Here is a 15,509-nt window from a genome sequence, read left to right as displayed (position 1 = left end):
ACCGTACCCGGATCGGGCCCGGCTCCCCGTGCGCCGAGCCGTCCGGTCCCCCCGCGTCGCTCGGTCACCCGGCCATCCTGCCAGGCTGTCTCCGGGAGCACCGCCCGCTTTTAGCGGGGTGCGACCGGCTTCACCAGCTTGGCGGCGAGGCGTTCCGGCTTCGGCCAGCGCACCTGCGACGCCGCGCCGATCTTCTCGAACAGCCAGATCACCCGGGCGGAGATGTCGACCTGACCACGCAGCACGCCGTGCCGGGCGCTGGTGGGGTCGGCGTGGTGCAGGTTGTGCCAGCTCTCGCCGAACGACAGGATCGCCAGCGGCCAGAAGTTCGACGCGCGGTCGCCCTGACGCATGGCGAACGGGCGCTCGCCGTAGACGTGGCAGACCGAGTTGATCGCCCAGGTGACGTGGTGCAGCAGGCCGATCCGCACCAGCCCGGCCCAGAAGAACGCGGTCAGCGCGCCCTGCCAGGACCAGGTCACCAGGCCGCCGATCAGCGCCGGGCCGAGCAGTGAGATGGCCACCAGCATCGGGAAGAGCTTGTCCACCCGGCTGATGTCGCGGTCGGCGATCAGGTCGGGGGCGAACCGCTCCCGGTTGGACAGCTCACGGCGGAACAGCCAACCAACGTGTGCGTGGAAGAGGCCCCGGGTCAGCGCCCAGAAACTGGTGCCGAAGCGCCACGGCGAGTGCGGGTCGCCCTCCAGGTCGGAGAAGGCGTGGTGCCGCCGGTGGTCGGCCACCCACTGGATGATCTCGCCCTGCACCGCCAGCGAACCCGCGACCGCCAACGTCACCCGCAGCCACCGCTTGGCCTTGAACGAGCCGTGCGTGAAGTAGCGGTGGAAGCCGACGGTGATGCCGAGGCCGGAGACCACGTACCAGACGAGGCCGATGACCACGTCGGTCCAGCCCAGCCAGCCGCCCCAGGCGACCGGTACGGCGACCAGCAGGGCGACGAAGGGGATCACCACGAAGGCCCAGAGGGCGGCCAGGATCCCGGAGGACTGACTGCCGTCGGTGAGGGGTTTCGGGCCGGGGCCGGCGGTGTTGGGTTCGAGCAGAGCGGTGGACATGGCACCTCGCAGAGGGGACGGAAGCGATCACGAAGCTACGCCTACGTCACCGTAACTTACGGCATCGTAGATCGCACGGTGAAGTTTCCGAAAACCTCGCACACTCCTGCTGAGATGCAGGTCAGAGCCCTGATCGCCCGCGCGCGGGTCGATGCCTCACGGCAGGGACGGGGCGCCGCTCAGACGGGCGGCGTCGAGGCTCGGCGGTGCGCCGAACTGGCGGCGGTACTCCCGGCTGAACTGTGACGGGCTGTCGTAGCCGACCCGCTGGGCGACCCCGGTGACGTCGGTCGGATGGGTGGCGAGCAGCAGTCGCGCCTCCTGGAGCCGGATCTGCTTCTGGAACTGGATCGGACTCATCGCCGTGACGGCCTGGAAGTGACGGTAGAAGGCGGAGACGCTCATCCCGGAGAGTCGGGCCACGTCCTCCACCCGGAAGGACTGCCGGTAATGGCCGCGGATCCAGCGGACCGCATGGGCGATGTGGGAGAGGCTGCTGTCGGCGAGACCCAGCTGGCGGACGATGGCGCCCTGCTCGCCGGTGATCAGTCGCCAGAGGATCTCCCGGATCGTGAGGGGTGCGAGCACCGCGAGGTCGCGTGGCCGGTCGAGGAGGCGCACCAGCCGGATCACGGCGTCGAGCAGCTCGGCCGAGGCATCGCTGACGGCGATGCCGGGCAGCCCGCCGCCGCTCCGGGGAATGTCGGCGCCGGCCTGTAGCAGCAGCTCGGCGATGGCGGCCGGCTGCAGCGTGAGCCCGAACCCGAGCGCCGGCCGGTCGGGGCTGGCCTCGGTGAAATGGCCGGTGACCGGCAGGTCGACCGATGCGACGAGGTACTGCCCGGCGCGGTACTCGAACACGCGGTCGCCCAACGCGAGCCTCTTCGCGCCCTGCGCGATGAGCGCCAGCACCGTGCCGGACATCGACGCCGACGGCACGTCCGGCCGCTCGACCTGCGAGATCAGCACACCGTCGATGGCGGTGGTGCCGTCCGGTCGAGCGTGGCGGCTGAGCAACGACCGCAGTTCGTCGAGCTGCATCTCTTCATTGAAACACCCGAGCCGATTCGCAGCAAAGAGAGGATCAGGCAAGAGACAGAGAGCATCGATCTATCGTCCTGCCTGCTCAAGCTGATTATCTGGGGTCAATCAATTCCCCAGGGGCACGTCATTGCTCCACGAATGAACAGGTGGGTGAACCATGCGGGTCGCTATCGTCACGGGCGCCAGCTCGGGCATCGGGCAGAGCGCAGCCATCCAGCTCGCCAAGCGCGGGTCCGGCGTGATCCTGACCTACGGCAACAACCACTCCGGAGCGCTGGAGACCGTGGAGAGCATCGAGAAGGTGGGTGGCACGGCCGTCGCGCTGCCGCTGGACGTCGGCCGGAGCGAGACCTTCCCGGCCTTCCGCGCGTCGGTCGTCGCCGCCCTGGGCGACACCTGGCACCGGGACACCTTCGACTCGCTGGTGAACAACGCCGGGTTCGCGCGGATGGCGATGTTCGAGGACACCTCGGAGGAGCTCTTCGACGGGTTCATGCGGGTGCTGCTCAAGGGGCCGTTCTTCCTCACCCAGACCCTGCTGCCGCTGCTGGCCGACGGCGGCGCGATCGTCAACACCAGCAGCAACTCGGCACTGCCCTCCGGGCTCGAGCCCGGCTACTCCGCGTACGCCTCGATGAAGGGCGGCCTGGACGTGCTGACGCGGTACATGGCCAAGGAGTTCAGCAGCCGCGGCATCCGGGTCAACTCGGTCGCCCCGGGCTCCACCCGGACCCGGCTCGCCGACAACGCCTTCGAGCGGTTCCCCGAGGTGATTCCGCTCCTCGCCGCGAAGACCGCTCTCGGCCGGGTGGGCGAGCCCGACGACATCGGCATGGTGATCGCCACGCTGCTCAGCGAGGAGGGCCGCTGGATCACCGCCCAGAACATCGAGGTCGCCGGCGGGTACAACCTGTAGGTGACCTGTCCGGCGCCCGGACGGCCCCGCCCGGACCGACGTGGGCCGTCCGGGCGCGGCGGAATGAGCGATGGCGTCCGGCGGGCGGGACGCTAAGGTGTAGCGGCGGGATCTCGATCCCTGATGTGACGCCCTGGCGTCGCTGATCGGCCGTGGTGTAATTGGCAACACCCGGGTCTTTGGTACCCGTGTTTCAGGTTCGAACCCTGGCGGCCGAGCTGCCCCCCTTAGTCCGTTTTAGGTTCCAGTGGGGGTAAGTCGGGAACGGTCCGGGCACCGCGGTTAGCATGGCCGCGAGAGTGTCCACGTTCCGACGGGAGCCACGTCGTGCCCCAGCCCCACCTCCGTACCGTCGTCGTACTCGCCGCCGGTGAGGGCAAGCGGATGAAGTCGACACTGCCCAAGGTGCTGCACCCCCTGCTCGGCAGGACCCTGCTCGGCCACGTGCTGAGCGCGGCCGCCCCGCTGGCCGCCACCCGCACCGTCGTGGTGGTCGGACACGGCGCCGACCAGGTCCGGGGGCACCTGAGCGAGGTCGCCCCGGACGCCACGCCGGTGCTCCAGGCCGAGCAGCTCGGCACCGGGCACGCCGTCCGGATCGCGCTGGAGGCCGTCCCCGACGGCCCCGGCACGGTCGTGGTGATCAACGGGGACGTGCCGCTGCTGCGGCCGGAGACGGTGGGCGCTCTCGTGACCGCGCACGAGGAAGCCGCCGCGGCGGCCACCGTGCTCGCCGCCGAGGTGCCCGACCCGACCGGGCTCGGGCGCATCGTTCGGGACGCCGACGGCCGGTTGGAGCAGATCGTCGAGGAGCGCGACGCCGACGCGACGCAGCGCGCGATCCGGGAGATCAACGCCGGCATCTACGCCTTCGACGCCGCGCGGCTGCGCGCCGCGCTGGGCAAGCTCTCCACCGACAACGACCAGGGCGAGGAGTACCTGACCGACGTCTTCGGGCTGCTCCGCTCGGCCGGTGAGCCCGTCGCGGTGCACGTGGCCGTCGACCACGTGGAGACGCTGGGCTGCAACGACCGCGTGGAGCTGGCGACGCTGCGCCGCCTGCTGCGCGACCGCGTCAACGAGGCGTGGATGCGCACCGGCGTGAGCCTCCTGGACCCGGCGACCACCTGGATCGACGTGACGGTGGCGATCGACCGCGACGCCGTCGTCGACCAGAACACCCAACTGCGCGGCGCCACCGTGGTCGGCTCCGGCGCGCTGATCGGACCGGACGTCACGCTGGTCGACACGATCGTCGGCCCCGGCGCATCGGTGGTGCGCAGCCACGCGGTGGGCGCCGAGGTCGGCGCGGGCGCCAGCGTCGGGCCGTACGCGTACCTCCGGCCGGCCGCGCAACTGGCCGAGAAGGCGAAGGTCGGCACGTTCGTCGAGGTGAAGAACTCACAGATCGGTGCCGGCTCGAAGGTGCCGCACCTGACGTACGTCGGCGACGCGACGATCGGCGAGCAGAGCAACATCGGCGCGGCGTCGGTCTTCGTGAACTACGACGGGGTCAACAAGCACCGCACGGTCATCGGCAGCCACGCCCGCACGGGGGCGGACAACATGTTCGTCGCGCCGGTCGAGGTGGGCGACGGCGCGTACACGGCGGCCGGCTCGGTGATCGTGGACGACGTGCCGGCGGGCGCGATGGGCGTCGCCCGGGCACGCCAGCGCAACATCGAGGGCTGGGTGGTGAAGCGGCGGGCCGGCACGGCCGCGGCGGAGGCCGCGCAGCGAGCCCACGGCGGCGAGGGTGCGTCGGGTGTGGCCGCCACCGCAAGCGACAGTGAGGCAATGCACGGGCAGGCCGAGACGGTGGGCGGTGCGTCCGCCACGGGAGATACTGCAACCGAATAGTCCCCGACCCACCACCACCGGGCCGGGTACCACCGAGAAACGGGAGCAGACGGGCCCATGGGCAGCATCGTCGCCGAAAACCGCAAAAGCCTGATGCTCTTTTCCGGACGTGGCTTTCCGGAGCTGGCCAAGGAGATCGGTGAGGTGCTCGGCGTCGCGCCGACGCCGGCCGACGCGTACGAGTTCGCCAACGGCGAGATCTTCGTACGGTTCAAGGACTCGGTGCGCGGCTCGGACGCCTTCGTGGTGCAGTCCGTGACGCACGGGGTCAACACCTGGGTCATGGAGACCCTGATCATGGTGGACGCGCTGAAGCGGGGGTCGGCCAAGCGGATCACCGTGGTGCTGCCGTTCTACCCGTACGCGCGCCAGGACAAGAAGCACCGCGGTCGGGAGCCGATCTCGGCCCGGCTGGTGGCGGACCTGCTGAAGACGGCCGGTGCGAACCGGATTCTCACCGTCGACCTGCACACCGCGCAGATCCAGGGCTTCTTCGACGGTCCGGTCGACCACCTCTTCGCGATGGACATCCTCGCCGAGTACGTGGAGCACAAGTACGCCGGCCGGCCGATGACCGTGGTGGCACCGGACTCGGGCCGGGTGCGGGTGGCCGAGCGCTGGACCGACCGGCTGGGCGGCTGCCCGCTGGCGTTCATCCACAAGACCCGCGACCCGATGAAGCCCAACCAGGTGGTGGCGAACCGCGTGGTCGGCGAGGTGGAGGGTCGGGTCTGCCTGATCGTCGACGACATGATCGACACCGGTGGCACGATCACCGGTGCGGCGGACATCCTGAAGGAGTCGGGCGCGGCGGAGATCGTGGTCGCGTCCACCCACGCACTGCTGTCGGACCCGGCCACCGAGCGGCTGAAGAACAGCCCGATCAGCGAGATCGTGGTGACCAACACGCTGCCGCTGACCCCGGAGAAGCAGCTGGACAAGCTGACCGTGCTGTCGATCGCGCCGCTGCTGGCGCGGGCGATCCGCGAGGTCTTCGACGACGGCTCGGTGACCACCCTCTTCGGTGGCCTGAGCTGATCCTCTCGCCGCGGTGAGTGCGGGGAAGGGCCCCTTGTCGACCCCTCGGCGGGGTGCGGGGTCCCTTCCTAGCACGCGCGCGGGAGCCGTGAACGGGGACTGCCGGAAACCTCGGAATCAGCTCGGGTAGACTGGTGCGGTTGCCACGGCGAGGGTGCCCGGCGGGTCGCTGAATAGCGCCGCACGGAGGCACCGTCATCGACGCGGTGCTCCGGGCAGTCGTTCATGACGCATGAGCCCCTAGCGAGCCCCTCGCCCCAGCACCGCCAGACGACAAGCCGCCGTAGCGAAAAGCATCAGGAGTTTCCCCGTGTCCGAGGTAAAGATCAGCGCCGAGCCCCGCACCGAGTTCGGCAAGGGTGGTGCCCGCCGTACCCGCCGGGCCGGCAAGGTGCCAGCCGTGCTGTACGGCCACGGCGAGAAGCCCAAGCACATCGCGCTGCCGTCCCGGGAGTTCGCCGCGGCGATCCGCAAGGGTGGCGCCAACCAGCTCTTCGCGATCGACATCACCGACGGCACGCAGGTGCTGGCGCTGCCGAAGGCGATTCAGCGTGACCCGATCAAGGACACCTTCGAGCACGTGGACCTGATCCTGGTCCGCCGCGGCGAGAAGGTCACCGTCGAGGTCCCGATCCAGCTGACCGGCGAGGCCGCGCGGGACACCCTGATCGTGCACGACCACGACACCCTGTCGGTGACTGCCGACGCCACCAAGGTGCCGGACCACCTCGAGGCGTCGATCGAGGGCCTGGAGGCGGGCTCCTCGGTGACCGCCGGCGACGTGCAGCTGCCGGCCGGTGTCGAGCTGGCCGTCGACCCGACGCTGCCGGTCGCCGCGGTGACCGCCGCGCCGACCGCCGAGCAGCTCGAGGCGACGCTGCCCGAGGTCGAGGAGGCCACCGACGAGGCCGAGGCCGAGGTCGGCGAGGTCACCGAGGGTTCCGAGGGCGCGGACGCCGAGGGCGGCGAGAACACCGAGGCGCGCGCCGAGGCCTGATCGGTTCGTACTGTGCGGCAGGCGTCCCCGAGCATTCGGGGGCGCCTGTCCGCGTATCGGGTATCGGTGTGACGGACGGCGAAGGGGACGGGTCGTGACGGACGAGGCGGGGCCGTGGCTGGTGGTCGGCCTGGGCAACCCGGGTCGGGAGTACGCCGGCAACCGGCACAACGTCGGGTTCATGGTGGCCGACCTGCTGGCCGGACGGTTGGGCGCGCGGTTCGGCCGGCACAAGCGGGCGGTGGCCGAGGCTACCGAGGGCCGGCTGGGTTTCGGCGGGCCGAAGCTGGTGCTGCTGAAGCCACTCACGTACATGAACCTGTCCGGCGCGCCGGTGGCGGCGCTGGCGCAGTTCTACAAGGTGCCGCCGGCGCAGGTGATCGCCGTGCACGACGAGCTCGACATCGCGTTCGGCCAGGTGCGGGTCAAGTGCGGTGGCGGCGAGGGCGGGCACAACGGCCTGCGCTCGATGTCGAAGTCGTTGGGCACCAAGGAGTACGTCCGGGTGCGGTTCGGCATCGGCCGGCCCCCGGGCCGGCAGGACCCGGCCGACTACGTGCTGTCGGATTTCGGCGCGGCCGAGCGCAAGGAGTTGGATTTCCTGGTGGACCGCGCGGCTGACGTGGTGGAGTCGGTGGTCGTCAAGGGCGTGGAGCCGACTCAGAACCTCTACCACGGCGGTTGAGACTGTCGGGCGGGGCGTACCGGGTCGGGGTTGGTGGGCCGGTAGTCTGCGCCTTTCGGCGTGCCGCGACCGACGACGCGGGTCGCGGCGGAGCGGCCCGTGCGGGCACGGGTCGCGGCGAGGCGACGGGAGCGGGCAGATGAGCAGTCCTCCGATGATCGACGGTGCGTTCGCCAGGTGGTTGGCGGCCCGGGCCGGTCAGGCGCTGCTCGACCTGCGCGTGGAGTTGGGTTTCGCCGACGCCGGCGCGCTGAAGTCGGCCGGGGACAAGGTGTCGCACGACCTGATCCGCACGGAGCTCGCGAAGTGGCGGCCGGGGGACGCGGTGCTCTCCGAGGAGGATGAGGGGTCGCGGCTGGCCTGGGCGGCGGAGGTGAACGCCGAGGCGGTGTCGCGGTTGGCCGCGGACCGGGTGTGGATCATCGATCCGTTGGACGGTACGCGGGAGTTCGCCGAGGAGGGCCGCTCCGACTGGGCCGTGCACGTGGCGCTCTGGGCGCGGAACGCGCCGAGCCCGCACGGGCTGGTCGCCGGGGCGGTGGGCCTGCCGGCGCAGCACCGGGTGCTGGGCACGGACTACCCGCCGGCGTATCCGCCGATGACGGTGGAGGCGGCGACGGCCGGCGCGCGGGTGATCCGGTTGGCGGCGAGCCGGAGCCGGCCGCCGGTGTTCCTCACGGATCTGGCCGAGGACGTGGGGGCGAAGCTGGTGCCGATGGGGTCGGCCGGAGCGAAGATCGCCGCGGTGGTCACGGGCGAGGTGGACGCGTACATCCACGCCGGTGGGCAGTACGAGTGGGATTCGGCGGCGCCGGTCGCTGTGGCGACGGCCACGGGACTGCACGCTTCCCGGATCGACGGTTCTGCGCTGAGATACAACGAGGCGGATCCGCGCCTGCCGGACCTGCTGGTCTGCCGCAGGGATCTCGCCCCCCGGTTGCTTGCAGCGCTGCAGAGACATTCCGGGTAGCCTGAGCGCACTTCTTGACATGTCCGACCGGAAAGGTCTGGAAATCGGATGAGCGAGCGAATCGAGCCGGTGTCATGACCACCCCGGCGGCGTACCGGGTCTCCCACCTGGACGCCCTGGAGGCGGAGAGCATCTTCGTGATGCGCGAGGTGGTCGCCGAGATGGAACGCCCGGTGCTGCTCTTCTCCGGCGGCAAGGACTCGATCGTCATGCTGCGACTGGCGCAGAAGGCGTTCGCCCCGGCCAACATCCCCTTCCCCGTCATGCACGTCGACACCGGGCACAACTTCCCCGAGGTGCTGGAATACCGCGACCAGCGGGTCGCCGAGCTGGGGTTGCAGCTCGTGGTGGCGAGCGTGCCGGAGGCCCTGGCCAGCGGGCTGGTGCGGGAGTCCGGCGACGGCATGCGCAACCGGATCCAGACGCCGGTCCTGCTGGACGCGGTCGAGAAGCACCGCTTCGACGCGCTGTTCGGTGGCGCCCGCCGGGACGAGGAGAAGGCCCGGGCCAAGGAGCGGGTGTTCAGCTTCCGCGACGAGTTCGGCCAGTGGGACCCGAAGAACCAGCGGCCGGAGCTGTGGTCGCTGTACAACGGCCGGCACCACCCGGGCGAGTCGATCCGCGTCTTCCCGCTGTCCAACTGGACCGAGCTGGACGTCTGGCACTACATCGCCCGGGAACGCATCCCGCTGCCGTCGATCTACTACGCCCACGAGCGCGAGGTGATCGAGCGAGACGGGATGTTCTACGCGGTCAACGAGTTCTTCCGCCCCCGGGCGGGCGAGGAGCGGTTCAAGGCGCAGGTGCGCTACCGCACCGTGGGCGACGCCTCCTGTACGGCGGCGGTCCGCTCCGACGCGGACACCGTGGAGAAGGTCATCGAGGAGGTGGCGGCCACCCGGATCACCGAGCGCGGCGCGACCCGTGGTGACGACCGGGTCAGCGAGGCCGCCATGGAGGACCGCAAGCGGGAGGGCTACTTCTGATGACCACCGAGATCGTGGCCCCGGCCGCCACCGCGGCGGAGGTCCGTCCGATGGACCTGCTGCGCTTCGCCACCGCGGGCAGCGTGGACGACGGCAAGTCGACCCTCATCGGCCGGCTGCTCTACGACACCAAGTCGCTCTTCACCGACCAGTTGGCCGCGGTGGAGGCCGTCAGCGCGGCCCGCGGCGACGAGTACACCAACCTGGCGCTGCTCACCGACGGCCTGCGCGCCGAGCGGGAGCAGGGCATCACCATCGACGTGGCGTACCGGTACTTCGCCACGCCGCGGCGCAAGTTCATCATCGCCGACACCCCGGGGCACATCCAGTACACGCGCAACATGGTCACCGGCGCCTCCACGGCCGACCTGGCGCTGATCCTGGTGGACGCGCGCAAGGGCCTGGTCGAGCAGTCCCGTCGGCACGCGTTCCTCTGCTCGCTGCTGCGGGTGCCGCACCTGGTCCTCTGCGTGAACAAGATGGACCTGGTGGACTGGTCGCAGGAGGTCTACGAGCGGATCGCCGACGAGTTCACCGCGTTCGCCGCGAAGCTCGACGTACCGGACCTGACCGTGGTGCCGATCTCCGCGCTGCGCGGCGACAACATCGTCACCCGGTCGGAGAACATGCCGTGGTACGAGGGCCCGTCGCTGCTGCACCACCTGGAGCGGGTGCACATCGCCAGCGATCGCAACCTGGTCGACGTCCGGTTCCCGGTGCAGTACGTGATCCGCCCGCAGTCCACCACGGTGACCGACTACCGCGGCTACGCCGGCCAGGTCGCCTCGGGTGTGCTCAAGCCGGGCGACGAGGTGATGGTGCTGCCGTCCGGCTTCACCAGCCGGATCGCCGCGGTGGAGACCGCCGACGGGCCGGTCGCGGAGGCGTTCCCACCGATGTCGGTGACGGTACGGCTGGCCGACGAGATCGACATCTCCCGGGGCGACATGATCTGCCGGCCGAACAACGCCCCGGCGGTGGCCCAGGACATCGAGGCGATGGTCTGCTGGATGGACGAGACCCGCCCGCTACGGGTCGACGGCCGGTACGCGATCAAGCACACCACCCGGTCCGCGCGGGCGATCGTGCGCGGTCTGCACTACCGCCTGGACATCAACTCGCTGCACCGCGACGAGTCGGCCGACGAGCTGCGGCTCAACGAGATCGGCCGGGTGCGGCTGCGCACCACGGTGCCGCTGCTGGCCGACGAGTACCGGCGCAACCGCACCACCGGCGGCTTCGTCATCATCGACGAGGCCACCAACCGCACCGTGGGCGCCGCCATGATCGTCGAAGCCGCCTAACCCCCGGGATCCAGCGGTTGATCAAGAGGTTCGCGTCGGCGATGAGCGGGTTCCTGACGCGAACCTCTTGATCAACAGGGTGTGGGGGTGGGTCAGTCGAGGCGGGTCGCGCCGGGGGCGGGGAGGACCGGGGTGGTGCCTGGTGCGGTGAAGCCCTCGGCGGCGTAGGCGGACGTTACGGCGGCGGCCACCTCGTCGGCGCGGTCCGCTTGGACCAGGGCCAGGACGCAGCCACCGAAGCCGCCGCCGGTCATCCGGGCGCCCAGTGCGCCGGCCGCCAGAGCCGCCTCGACCGCGGTGTCGATCTCCGGGACGGTGATCTCGAAGTCGTCGCGCATCGAGACGTGCGAGGCCGTGAGCAGCGGCCCGATGTCCCGGACCCGTCCGGCGCGCAGCAGTGCCACCGTGTCCAGCACCCGCTGGTCCTCGGTCACCACGTGCCGGACCCGCCGACGGGTCTCCTCGTCGTCGAGGCGGGCCAGCGCGGTGTCGAGCTCGTCGATGGCGACATCGCGCAGCGCGGGCACCCCGAGCGCCTGCGCCGCCGCCTCGCAGGAACGGCGACGGGCGGCGTACTCGCCGTCGGCGTGCCGGTGCGGTGCCCGGCTGTCGATGACCAGCACGGCCAGCCCGGCGGCGTCCAGGTCGAACGGGATGTGCTCGACCGACTCGTCGCGGCAGTCCAGGAAGAGGGCGTGGCCGGCGCGGCAGCGGATCACCGCCGACTGGTCCATGATGCCGGTCGGCGCGCCGACGTAGACGTTCTCCGCGCGCTGTGCCAGCCGGGGCTGCCGTTCGGCGGGCAGCGCCAGGCCGCCGAGGTCGAGCAGGGCGGCGAGCACGGCCGACTCCAGCGCCGCCGACGAGGAGAGCCCGGAGCCCAGCGGCACATCGGAGGCGATCGCCAGCCGGGCGCCCGGCACCTGGTGGCCGGCATCGCGCAGCGCCCAGACCACCCCGGCCACGTACGCGCCCCAGCCGGTGACCCGGCCCGGCTCGGCCACGTCGTCCGCGCCGAAGGTGATCGTCTCGCCGGACAGCTCGGACCAGACCGTCCAGCGCTCGCCGTCCTGCTGGTCGGCGGCGACCACGGTCCGCAGCGGCAACGCGAAGGGCAGCACGAACCCGTCGTTGTAGTCGGTGTGCTCGCCGATCAGGTTGACCCGCCCGGGAGCCGCCCAGCGGCCAGCGGCGTGGCCGCCGTACTGCTCCGTGAAGCCGGCGGCGGCCCGCTCGGCGACGTCACCGGTGGGAGCGGCCACGGTGCTTCCTCCGTTCGCGACTGCGGGGCTCGTCACCGTTGCTCCAGGATGTGCGTGCGGTAGAAGGCCCAGGCGTCGCCGACCATGTCGTGCAGGGTCGGCTTCTGCGGCACCCAGCCCAGCTCGTCGCGGGCCAGCGCGGAGGAGGCGACCAGCTCGGCCGGGTCACCGTCGCGTCGCGGCGCGACCTCGACCGGCAGCGGGTGCCCGGTGACCTCGCGGACCACGTCGGCAACCTGCCGGTTGGTGAAGCCGTTGCCGTTGCCCAGGTTGTAGATCCGGTGCTGGCCGGCGGTGGCCGCGTCGAGCGCCAGCAGGTGGGCACGGGCCAGGTCGGCGACGTGGATGTAGTCGCGGACGCAGGTGCCGTCCACGGTGGGGTAGTCGTCGCCGAAGAGCTGGAGCTTCTCGCGCCGGCCGGCGGCGACCTCCAGCGCGATGGGGATCAGGTGCGTCTCCGGGTCGTGCCGCTCGCCGAGCGCGACGTCGCCGTCGAGGTGCGCGCCGGCCACGTTGAAGTAGCGCAGCGACACGGCGGCCAGCCCGTGCGCGATCGCCTCGGAGGTGAGCGCCATGTCGACGGCGAGCTTGGTGGCGCCGTACGTGTTGGTGGGCGCCTTGACCGCGGTCTCCGGGATGGGCAGCTCGGTGGGGTTGCCGTAGACGGCGGCGGTGGAGGAGAACACCATCCGGGGCACCCCGGCGGCCCGTACGGCGTCGATCAGGGCGAGGGTGCCGACGGTGTTGGTCTGCCAGTACAGCTCCGGCTTGACCATCGACTCGCCGGCGGCGATCAGCGCGGCGAAGTGCAGCACCCCGTCGAAGCCGGCGTCGGGGGTGACGATCCGGGCGGCGTCGTGGATGGACGCCTCGACGTGGGTGGCGTCGGGAGCGAGCGCTTCGCGGTGACCGGTGCGCAGGTCGTCCAGGACGACCACCTGGTGGCCCGCGTCGAGCAGCATCCGGGTCACCACGCTGCCGATGAAGCCGGCACCCCCCGTGACGAGCAGTTTCACGTCGTTGCCTCCCTGCCTGGCCCGCCCCGGACGTGGCCCTTCGGTGATCACCCTACGGCGGTGAGCGGTACCCCGACCGACCGCCGCCATCCTCATTCCATCATAATCTCTCACGATTAAACAGAGCCGAACATGAGCGATCGGCTGCACGAGATACCCGGTGCGGTGGGCCGCCGGTGTCTACCATCTCTGTCATGCGGGAAGCGGCCCGTACCGGGCTCCGGCGACGCGCGCGGGGGCGGCCCCGCCGCGACCCCGGCCCGCTCGCCCGAGCCGTCGCCCGGGTGGTCGTCCGTGCCACCGACGGTGCCACCCGCCTCGTCACCGACCTGCTCGGGGCCGGCCCGGCGGCCGGCCGGGAGCGCATCTCCGAGGCGGAGCTGCGGGACCTCGTGGCGGCCAACACGGTGCTGGACCCGGACGAACGGCGGATCATCGACGAGGTCCTGGTCGCCGGTGCCAAGCTGATCCGCGAGGTGATGATGCCCCGCACCGAGGTGGTCTTCCTGCCCGCGCGCCTGACCATCGCCGAGGCCGCCCGGTTGGTCCGCGCCGAGACGCACACCCGCTACCCGGTCACCGATGGCACCCACGACGACGTGGTCGGCTTCGTGCACCTGCGCGACGTGCTGCTGCGCCCGGACGCCGACCCCTGCGTCACCGTCGGCGAGCTGACCCGGGAGGTGAAGCGGCTGCCCGGCAGCAAGCGGGTGCTGCCCGCGTTGACCGAGATGCGCCGGGAGGGCCAGCACCTGGCGGTGGTGGTCGACGAGTACGGCGGCACCGCCGGGATCGTCACCCTGGAGGACCTGATCGAGGAGCTGATCGGCGAGATCCACGACGAGTACGACACCGAACCCGACCCGGTGCACGGCCTGCCCGCCGTGGTGGACGGCCGGCTCAACCTGGCCGACTTCGCCGAGCGGACCGGGCTGGCGCTGCCCCCGGGGCCGTACGAGACGGTCGGTGGTTTCGTGATGGCCGCGCTGGGTCGGCTCCCGGTGAGCGGCGACGAGGTGCCGGTGCCCGCCGAGCCGTCCGACGCCGGCGAACCCGACCCGGCCGACCCGCCGGGCGGCTGGCTGTTGCGCGTGCTGGCGCTGGACGGCCGACGTGTGGCCCGGCTCGCGGTGTCCGCCGTCCGGATGCCCGAGCAACGCCGCGACACGGGCACCGGCCAGCCGCGCGGTGCCACGGTCGGGCCGACACGCCGGGTCGGCGCGGGGGAGCCGCGCGAGGTCAACGCCCCGACACCGGCGGGCCGTGCCCGACCCGCCGGCCCGTCATGACGGACCCGGTTGCTTGCTGACAGAATTATCGCCATGTCCGACGTTCCCGCCCGCCCCCGCGTCTTCTCCGGCATCCAGCCGACGGCCGACTCCTTCCACCTCGGCAACTACCTTGGCGCGGTGCGGCACTGGGTGGCCCTGCAGGACACCCACGACGCGTTCTACTGCGTGGTGGACCTGCACGCCATCACCGCGGGGCACGACCCGGTGCTGCTGCGCCAGCGGACCCGGGTGGCCGCCGCCCAGCTCTTCGCGGTCGGTCTGGACCCGGAGCGCAGCACCCTGTTCGTGCAGTCGCAGGTGCCCGAGCATCCCCAACTGGCCTGGGTGCTCGGCTGCATCACCGGCTTCGGCGAGGCCAGCCGGATGACCCAGTTCAAGGACAAGTCGCAGAAGCAGGGCAACGAGCGGGCCAGCGTCGGCCTCTTCACCTACCCGGTCCTGCAGGCCGCCGACATCCTGCTGTACCAGGCCAACGCGGTGCCGGTGGGCGAGGACCAGCGCCAGCACCTGGAGCTCTCCCGGGACCTGGCACAGCGGTTCAACTCGCTGTTCGGCCCGACGTTCACGGTGCCCGCGCCGCACATCGTCAAGGACACCGCGAAGATCACCGACCTGCAGGACCCGACCGCGAAGATGTCGAAGTCGTCGTCCTCGCCGGCCGGCATCATCGACCTTCTCGAGGACCCGGCCCGGTCGGCCAAGAAGATCCGTTCGGCGGTGACCGACACCGGCCGGGACATCGTCTTCGACAGCGAGACCAAGCCGGGGGTGTCCAACCTGCTGACCATCCACTCGGCGCTCAGCGGGCGCGGCATCGACGAGCTGGTGGCGGCGTTCGCCGGCCGCGGCTACGGCGACCTGAAGAAGGAGCTGGCCGAGGTGGTGGGCGAGTTCGTCCGCCCCATCCAGGAACGCACGCGCACCTACCTCGACGATCCGGCGCAGCTGGACAAGCTGCTCGCCGCCGGCGCGGAGAAGGCCCGGGCGGTGGCCGCGGAGACCCTGCGGTCCGCGTACGAGCGGGTCGGCTTCTTCCCGCCGGTCCGCGGCGAATAGCGCGCCG

14 protein-coding genes and 1 tRNA gene are annotated in these 15,509 nt (G+C 71.3%); 11 read left to right on the top strand and 4 right to left on the bottom strand.

Going from position 1 to position 15,509, the window contains the following annotated elements:
• Nucleotides 1-110 precede the first annotated feature (110 nt).
• Complete coding sequence (locus tag M8C17_RS08655; RefSeq protein WP_252415886.1) at nucleotides 111-1,076, bottom strand: acyl-CoA desaturase; 966 nt, start codon at nucleotides 1,074-1,076, stop codon at nucleotides 111-113.
• 156 nt (nucleotides 1,077-1,232) lie between these two features.
• A complete protein-coding gene (locus tag M8C17_RS08650; RefSeq protein ID WP_252415885.1) occupies nucleotides 1,233-2,117 on the bottom strand; it encodes an AraC family transcriptional regulator in 885 nt (294 codons plus the stop codon).
• A gap of 160 nt (nucleotides 2,118-2,277) precedes the next feature.
• Between M8C17_RS08650 and M8C17_RS08645 the strand changes: the two genes are divergently transcribed.
• From M8C17_RS08645 to M8C17_RS08605, 9 genes are all read left to right on the top strand, one after another.
• Nucleotides 2,278-3,036, top strand: a complete 759-nt coding sequence (locus M8C17_RS08645; protein WP_252415884.1) for an SDR family NAD(P)-dependent oxidoreductase — start codon at nucleotides 2,278-2,280, stop codon at nucleotides 3,034-3,036.
• A 146-nt stretch (nucleotides 3,037-3,182) separates the two neighbouring features.
• Nucleotides 3,183-3,254, top strand: a tRNA-Gln gene (locus tag M8C17_RS08640).
• Nucleotides 3,255-3,363: 109 nt separating this feature from the next.
• Nucleotides 3,364-4,896 (top strand): bifunctional UDP-N-acetylglucosamine diphosphorylase/glucosamine-1-phosphate N-acetyltransferase GlmU, encoded by a 1,533-nt coding sequence (gene glmU / locus M8C17_RS08635; RefSeq protein WP_308209390.1) that lies wholly within the window; start codon nucleotides 3,364-3,366, stop codon nucleotides 4,894-4,896.
• Between the two features lie 57 nt (nucleotides 4,897-4,953).
• Complete coding sequence (locus tag M8C17_RS08630) at nucleotides 4,954-5,934, top strand: ribose-phosphate diphosphokinase (RefSeq protein ID WP_252415883.1); 981 nt, start codon at nucleotides 4,954-4,956, stop codon at nucleotides 5,932-5,934.
• A gap of 310 nt (nucleotides 5,935-6,244) precedes the next feature.
• On the top strand, nucleotides 6,245-6,931 hold the full coding sequence (locus M8C17_RS08625) for a 50S ribosomal protein L25/general stress protein Ctc (protein WP_252415882.1): 687 nt from the start codon (nucleotides 6,245-6,247) through the stop codon (nucleotides 6,929-6,931).
• A 94-nt stretch (nucleotides 6,932-7,025) separates the two neighbouring features.
• Nucleotides 7,026-7,616, top strand: a complete 591-nt coding sequence (pth, locus tag M8C17_RS08620; RefSeq protein ID WP_252415881.1) for an aminoacyl-tRNA hydrolase — start codon at nucleotides 7,026-7,028, stop codon at nucleotides 7,614-7,616.
• Between the two features lie 139 nt (nucleotides 7,617-7,755).
• Nucleotides 7,756-8,586 carry an inositol monophosphatase family protein gene (locus M8C17_RS08615; RefSeq protein ID WP_252415880.1) on the top strand — a complete coding sequence of 277 codons (831 nt, stop codon included), beginning with the start codon at nucleotides 7,756-7,758 and terminating at the stop codon, nucleotides 8,584-8,586.
• Nucleotides 8,587-8,660: 74 nt separating this feature from the next.
• Nucleotides 8,661-9,572 (top strand): sulfate adenylyltransferase subunit CysD, encoded by a 912-nt coding sequence (cysD, locus tag M8C17_RS08610; protein ID WP_252415879.1) that lies wholly within the window; start codon nucleotides 8,661-8,663, stop codon nucleotides 9,570-9,572.
• Complete coding sequence (locus tag M8C17_RS08605) at nucleotides 9,572-10,876, top strand: sulfate adenylyltransferase subunit 1 (protein ID WP_252415878.1); 1,305 nt, start codon at nucleotides 9,572-9,574, stop codon at nucleotides 10,874-10,876. The genes cysD and M8C17_RS08605 overlap by 1 nt, the downstream gene beginning before the upstream one ends.
• 92 nt (nucleotides 10,877-10,968) lie before the next feature.
• On the opposite strand, the gene galK is transcribed toward M8C17_RS08605, so the two are convergent.
• Both galK and galE read right to left on the bottom strand, forming a co-directional pair.
• Nucleotides 10,969-12,138: a galactokinase gene (gene galK / locus M8C17_RS08600; protein ID WP_252415877.1), complete on the bottom strand. Its 1,170-nt coding sequence runs from the start codon at nucleotides 12,136-12,138 to the stop codon at nucleotides 10,969-10,971.
• Nucleotides 12,139-12,170: 32 nt separating this feature from the next.
• Nucleotides 12,171-13,154, bottom strand: a complete 984-nt coding sequence (gene galE / locus M8C17_RS08595; protein ID WP_308209389.1) for a UDP-glucose 4-epimerase GalE — start codon at nucleotides 13,152-13,154, stop codon at nucleotides 12,171-12,173.
• Nucleotides 13,155-13,348: 194 nt separating this feature from the next.
• On the opposite strand from galE, the gene M8C17_RS08590 reads away from it, so the two are divergent.
• A complete protein-coding gene (locus M8C17_RS08590) occupies nucleotides 13,349-14,443 on the top strand; it encodes a hemolysin family protein (protein ID WP_252415876.1) in 1,095 nt (364 codons plus the stop codon).
• Nucleotides 14,444-14,476: 33 nt separating this feature from the next.
• Nucleotides 14,477-15,502: a tryptophan--tRNA ligase gene (gene trpS, locus M8C17_RS08585; RefSeq protein ID WP_252415875.1), complete on the top strand. Its 1,026-nt coding sequence runs from the start codon at nucleotides 14,477-14,479 to the stop codon at nucleotides 15,500-15,502.
• Nucleotides 15,503-15,509: the final 7 nt, after the last annotated feature.

Origin of the sequence: Micromonospora sp. RHAY321 (genome assembly GCF_023896955.1) — a bacterium.
In the GTDB taxonomy this organism is placed as follows: domain Bacteria; phylum Actinomycetota; class Actinomycetes; order Mycobacteriales; family Micromonosporaceae; genus Micromonospora.
The sequence above is the reverse complement of the archived record's forward strand: the minus strand, read 5'-3'. Positions and strand labels throughout refer to the sequence as shown.

Excerpts from the sequence above, each read along its gene's own strand:
- trpS (WP_252415875.1), top strand. The coding sequence starts at position 14,477 with ATGTCCGACGTTCCCGCCCGCCCCCGCGTCTTCTCCGGCATCCAGCCG.
- M8C17_RS08650 (WP_252415885.1), bottom strand. The coding sequence starts at position 2,117 with ATGCAGCTCGACGAACTGCGGTCGTTGCTCAGCCGCCACGCTCGACCG.
- M8C17_RS08605 (WP_252415878.1), top strand. The coding sequence starts at position 9,572 with ATGACCACCGAGATCGTGGCCCCGGCCGCCACCGCGGCGGAGGTCCGT.
- M8C17_RS08655 (WP_252415886.1), bottom strand. The coding sequence starts at position 1,076 with ATGTCCACCGCTCTGCTCGAACCCAACACCGCCGGCCCCGGCCCGAAA.
- M8C17_RS08645 (WP_252415884.1), top strand. The coding sequence starts at position 2,278 with ATGCGGGTCGCTATCGTCACGGGCGCCAGCTCGGGCATCGGGCAGAGC.
- cysD (WP_252415879.1), top strand. The coding sequence starts at position 8,661 with ATGACCACCCCGGCGGCGTACCGGGTCTCCCACCTGGACGCCCTGGAG.
- M8C17_RS08630 (WP_252415883.1), top strand. The coding sequence starts at position 4,954 with ATGGGCAGCATCGTCGCCGAAAACCGCAAAAGCCTGATGCTCTTTTCC.
- M8C17_RS08590 (WP_252415876.1), top strand. The coding sequence starts at position 13,349 with ATGCGGGAAGCGGCCCGTACCGGGCTCCGGCGACGCGCGCGGGGGCGG.
- M8C17_RS08615 (WP_252415880.1), top strand. The coding sequence starts at position 7,756 with ATGAGCAGTCCTCCGATGATCGACGGTGCGTTCGCCAGGTGGTTGGCG.